At 60.4% G+C, this 4,949-nt stretch carries 4 protein-coding genes and 1 tRNA gene; 2 read left to right on the top strand and 3 right to left on the bottom strand.

Annotated features, from left to right (window positions below; all coding sequences use genetic code 11):
* Nucleotides 1–79 precede the first annotated feature (79 nt).
* The 3 genes from ACLD9W_RS12075 to ACLD9W_RS12065 form a co-directional block, all read right to left on the bottom strand.
* Entirely contained in the window at nt 80–346 is a 267-nt protein-coding gene (locus ACLD9W_RS12075) for a hypothetical protein (RefSeq protein ID WP_410842242.1), read from the bottom strand.
* A 75-nt stretch (nt 347–421) separates the two neighbouring features.
* Nucleotides 422–1,363 (bottom strand): DUF58 domain-containing protein, encoded by a 942-nt coding sequence (locus tag ACLD9W_RS12070; RefSeq protein WP_410842241.1) that lies wholly within the window; start codon nt 1,361–1,363, stop codon nt 422–424.
* A complete protein-coding gene (locus ACLD9W_RS12065) occupies nt 1,347–2,258 on the bottom strand; it encodes an AAA family ATPase (protein WP_410842240.1) in 912 nt (303 codons plus the stop codon). Before ACLD9W_RS12065 ends, ACLD9W_RS12070 begins: the two co-directional genes overlap by 17 nt.
* 260 nt (nt 2,259–2,518) lie before the next feature.
* On the opposite strand from ACLD9W_RS12065, the gene ACLD9W_RS12060 reads away from it, so the two are divergent.
* Nucleotides 2,519–2,595 (top strand) — tRNA-Met (locus tag ACLD9W_RS12060).
* 40 nt (nt 2,596–2,635) lie between these two features.
* Nucleotides 2,636–4,738, top strand: coding sequence for a transglutaminaseTgpA domain-containing protein (locus ACLD9W_RS12055; protein WP_410842239.1), 2,103 nt, complete (start codon nt 2,636–2,638; stop codon nt 4,736–4,738).
* The last annotated feature ends 211 nt before the right edge of the window (nt 4,739–4,949 follow it).

Here is a 4,949-nt window from a genome sequence, read left to right as displayed (position 1 = left end):
GGCCACCCATTTCAGACGGCCACCCATTTCAGACGGCCACCCATTTCAGACGGCCACCCATTTCAGACGGCCACCCATTTCAGACGGCCACCCATTTCAGACGGCCACCCATTTCAGACGTCTGCGGGTCTTTGCACGACAGCACTTCATGCAGGATAACCGCGTATTCCGCGCCGCCGTCTTGCGTTTCGGTGACGCGGTGCAGGTATTCGAGCAGGAAACGGCTGCGCTCCTGCGGCGGCACTTCGCGCCCGTCGCTGCCGAAAAGGCAGAACAGCAGGTCGTATTTTTGCAGCGTGCCGTTGATATATTGTTCGAGTAACAGATTGGTCTGGTCGAAATCCATTGTTTTCTTTATGTGCTTTATCGGTTTGAGGCCGTCTGAAAACGGGAAAACGGCTTTCAGACGGCCTCAAACCGTTTACCACAAGGCCAGGGCGGTCAGGCAGATTTCGCGCTGGCCGTTTTGCGGGGCGACGGTGCGCTGCGGCAGCTCGAGAATGTAGGGCACGCCGCTACGCTCGGCGTCGAGGACGCGGCGGCACAGGAGGCCGGCGAGGCGGTCTTTCGGCGTGCCGGCGGGGTAGTCGCGGTAGGAGATGATGTGTTTGTCGGCCGCGGGGGCTTCTTCTTCAAAGCGTTTCGCCAGCATTTCGCCGGTTTTGGCATAGGCTTTCCAGGCGATGTGCTGCACGGGCATGCCGTCTTGGTATGCCTGTAAATAAGCGGGTTCGTCGCCGCCCTGCACGGGGCGGTGCTCCGTGCTGTCGCCGCTGTCGCGCGGGGCCGCGGCGGGCGGCGCGTGGTCGACGGGGGCGGGGTAGACGACGGCATCGCTCGGCCAGTGCCACACGCATTGCGATACGGTGAGGCCGAAGGGGGCAACGGAGGCGGTGCGCAGTGGCGGCACGCGCAGGCGGCCGCGCAGCAGGGCGGGGATGCGCCATTCGTATGCGCCGCCGTTTTGGCCGATGCGCCAGGGCTGCCAGATGTTTTCAGACGGCCTTTGCGCCAGATAGTCGTCTTCACTGCACAGCCAGAGGAAACGGCTGCGGCCGCCTCCGCCCGCCGTCAGGCACAGCACGGCGTCTTGTCCCGCAAACACTTCCTGCGGCATGGCGACGTCGATTTGCAGGGCGAGGAGCTGGCGCAGGTTGAGGAGGACGCCGACGGCGAGAAAGCCCAGCAGCCAGAAGGCGGCGACGTAGGCGAGGTTGACCTGGTAGTTGACGCCGACCAGCCACAGCAGGACGACGACGACAAGCAGGCCGGCGCCCGGCCGCGTCGGGCGGCAGCGGATGGCGGCGAGGGTGGGCGAGCGGCTGACGGAGGCCGCTTGAATGGGTTTACTGAACGGCCACATGGCTGAGGATGCCTGCGAGGAGCTGGGCGGCGCTTGCGCCCTGCTGCACGGGCTGCAAACGGTGGTTGGTGACGGCAATCCACACGGCTTTGATGTCGTCGGGCAGCACATGGCCGCGCCCGTGCATAAACGCCCAGGCTTTGGCGGCCTTGACTACGGCCAGTCCCGCGCGTGGGGACAGGCCGGTAACAAACTGCCCGGGTCGGCGTGTGGCTTCCACGAGGCGGTAGACATAGTCGGCGGCGGCTTGGGCGAAACGCACCTGCGCCGCCTGCTGCTGCCAGCCGCGCAGGGTTTCGGCGTTGGCCACTGCCTTCATCTGCGGCAGGGCGTTGCGGCGGTCGCCTTGGAAATACAGCGCTTTTTCCGCTTCGGGTGCGGGGTAGCCCATGCTCAGGCGCATCATGAAGCGGTCGAGCTGCGATTCGGGCAGGGGAAACGTGCCGAGCTGTTCGGTGGGATTCTGCGTGGCGACGACGATAAAGGGCTGCGGCAGGCGGTAGGTTTTGCCGTCGGCCGACACCTGCCGCTCTTCCATGGCTTCCAGAAGGGCGGATTGCAGCTTGGGCGAGGCGCGGTTGATTTCGTCGGCCAGCAGGAAGGAATGGAACACGGGGCCGGGATGGAACTCGAATTTGCCGTCGTTCGGGCGGTAGACGCTCACGCCCAAGAGGTCGGAGGGCATCATGTCGTTGGTGAACTGGACGCGGCGGTAACCCAGGCCCAGTACCGCCGCCAAACCGTGCGCCAGCGTGGTTTTGCCGACACCGGGCACGTCTTCGAGCAGGACGTGGCCGTCGGCGAGGATGCAGGCCATCAGTTGTTTCAAAACGGCTTCTTTGCCCAAAATCAGTTGGTTGAGCTGCGCCAATGCAGCCTGAATACTGTTCGTCATATCCGTAATGCGTTCAAACGTTTGCAAAAGGCGCGGATTGTAGCATGAAGGCCGTCTGAAACCCGTTTCAGACGGCCTCAAAATGCGGTTGCTTTTGTCAGATGGCTTTTTGAGATACGCATTTTGCGTTGGAAAGCCGTTTGATACAAAACGGACGGCCTGTTTTGTAAAGATATGCAATCTGCCGCTGAAAAAGCCCTCGGGGCGATTTCAGACGCTTGACAGTGTTTGGGGTGGTCTGTATAGTACGCAACTTCTGACGCGGGGTGGAGCAGCATGGTAGCTCGTCGGGCTCATAACCCGAAGGTCGTAGGTTCGAATCCTGCCCCCGCAACCAAATCCCAAAACCGCCTCGCAGCGGTTATTTTTTTACCCGCGTGAAAAGCGGCCGGCCAAAAGCCGCGTGCCGCCGTCTTGCGAAAGATTCCATCAGGCCGTCTGAAAACCACCAACGCCGTTTTCAGACGGCCTCTGTCAAACAACGGCCGTCTGAAAACACTTTACCGATTATGCTGATTTCCAATCCCGTCTTTTTACAGGAAGCGCCGCCGCGCAAGGTTGTGGCGGCGGTGCTGCTGGCGCTGTTGTGGTCGTCGCTGCCGCTGCTGGCCGAGCTGCCGATGGGGGTGACGGCCGTGTTCGGCGGTTTGCTGCTGCTGCGTTTTGCCTTGTTGCGCGCGGGCGTTGCCAGGCTGCCTTTGGCAGCCGTGGTGCTGCTGGCGGCGGGGGCGGGTTTGCTGGTGTGGCAGCAGCTGGGCACGGTAATCGGGCGCGACGGCGGCATTTCCTTTCTGCTGTTGATGGTGATGTTGAAGTCTTTTGAGGGCAGTACGATGCGCGACTGGCAAGTGCTGCTGCTGGCGATGCTGTTTTTAATCGGCTCGGCGGTGCTGTTCAGGCAGACGCTGCTGACGGGCGTGTGGCTGCTGGCGGCGCTGCTGGCGGTGGGGCTGTGTTTTGCCGTGTTATGCGGACTGGATGCGCGCAGCGCGTTGAAACAGGGTTTGCTGGCATTCGGTCTGACGCTGCCGCTGGCGGCCGTGTTGTTTGTCGTGATGCCGCGCCGCAGCGAGCCTTTGTGGAGTATTTCCCAGCAGCAGGAGCGGGCGAAGACGGGTTTGTCGGATACGATGCAGCCGGGCAGCATCGGCAATCTGGTGCAGAGCGACGAGCTGGTGGCGAATGTGACGTTTTCAGACGGCCTCAAACCGGGTGCGGAGCGGCTGTATTGGCGTGCCATTGTGATGGCGGATTTCGACGGTCAGACATGGCGTGCCATGCCGGATTTCGAGGAGGTGAGCGCGCCCGGGATTTCAGACGGCCTCAAGTTGTCGTATCAGATGATTTTGCGCGATCAGAAAGGCGTTGTGCCTGCGTTGGATTATCCCGTCGTGCGCGAAGGCTCGGGCATGAGCGTGCGTTTGGGCGATGTGGTGCGCGTGCGCAGCAGGGAAGGGTTGCGCCGTATCGAATTGCAGTCGCGCGCCGACGGGATGCTGCCGCAGAAATTGAAGGAATTTGAAAAAAAACTGTATATGCGTCTGCCGCATTCGGGCAATTTCCGCACGCGCCGCCTGGCGCAGACACTGGCGCAGCAAAGCCGTTCGGTCGGAGAGTTTTCGCAGAAGGTGTTGGACTATTACCGTAATGGACGGTTTGCGTATACCTTGCAGCCGCCTCTGTATCGGGGAGCCGACAGCATCGACAGTTTTATATTCGAGGGCAGGCAGGGTTTTTGCGAACATTACGCGCAAAGCTATGTGGTGATGATGCGTGCCGCAGGCGTGCCCGCGCGGGTGGTGACCGGCTATCTCGGAGCGGATTATCAGGAAAACGGCAATTTTTGGCAGATACGCAGCAAAAACGCCCATGCGTGGGCGGAAATCTGGTTGGAGGGCGAACAGGCCTGGTTGCGCGTCGACCCGACGGCTGCGGTGTCCGAGCAACGCGTGACCTTGGGTTTGAACGAGGCGCTGCCAGAAAGCGAGCGGGCGATGGTTGCCGGAAACCATAACGGAAAAATGTGGGGCGGCTGGCTGGAAAGCGGCCAGTTTTACTGGCAGCAGTGGGTAGTGAATTATGACGAAAGCAGCCAAAACAATCTGTTCACCGGGCTGGGGCTGGGACGTTTCCGATTCGGTACGGCTTTGCTGGCGGGCATTGTCGGCATTTTCGCGGCCTTGCTGCCCGTGGTTTGGTGGTGGAGAAGAGGCCGTTTGAAAGAGCGCGAACCGCTGGCCGAAGGCTTTGCGCTGCTGAAAAGCATCTTTATCGGCGATGAAGATGAAACAGCCGCAGCCGTTACCGCCTCCGAGCTGATCGAAATGTTGCGGCAAAACGGAGTGGAAGACCGGGAATTGCAAGACTTGCTGCGGCAATATGAGGACTGGCAGTTTGCCGCCGAAATCATGCCGGATAAAAGGACTCAGCGGGCGTGGTTTGGCCGGGCGGTTCGAATTGCACGGCGTTACAAACAATAGTGGTACGAGGTTTCGGTGGATGATGAAAAAACAAAATTTCTTTTCTGTTCATTGATATGACGAATTTGCTTTATTTTTTCCGTTTTTCCTGCTTGACTGAGGTTTGCCGGGTTCTGTATAGTTCACGTCTTCGCTGCTTTGACAGCGCTGTTCTTTAACAAAACGATTACCGATAAGTGTGAGTGCGCGAGCCTCACACTGCGACAAAAAC

Origin of the sequence: Neisseria sp. WLZKY-1 (genome assembly GCF_046546535.1) — a bacterium.
Taxonomy (GTDB): Bacteria; Pseudomonadota; Gammaproteobacteria; order Burkholderiales; family Neisseriaceae; genus Neisseria.
The sequence above is the reverse complement of the archived record's forward strand: the minus strand, read 5'-3'. Positions and strand labels throughout refer to the sequence as shown.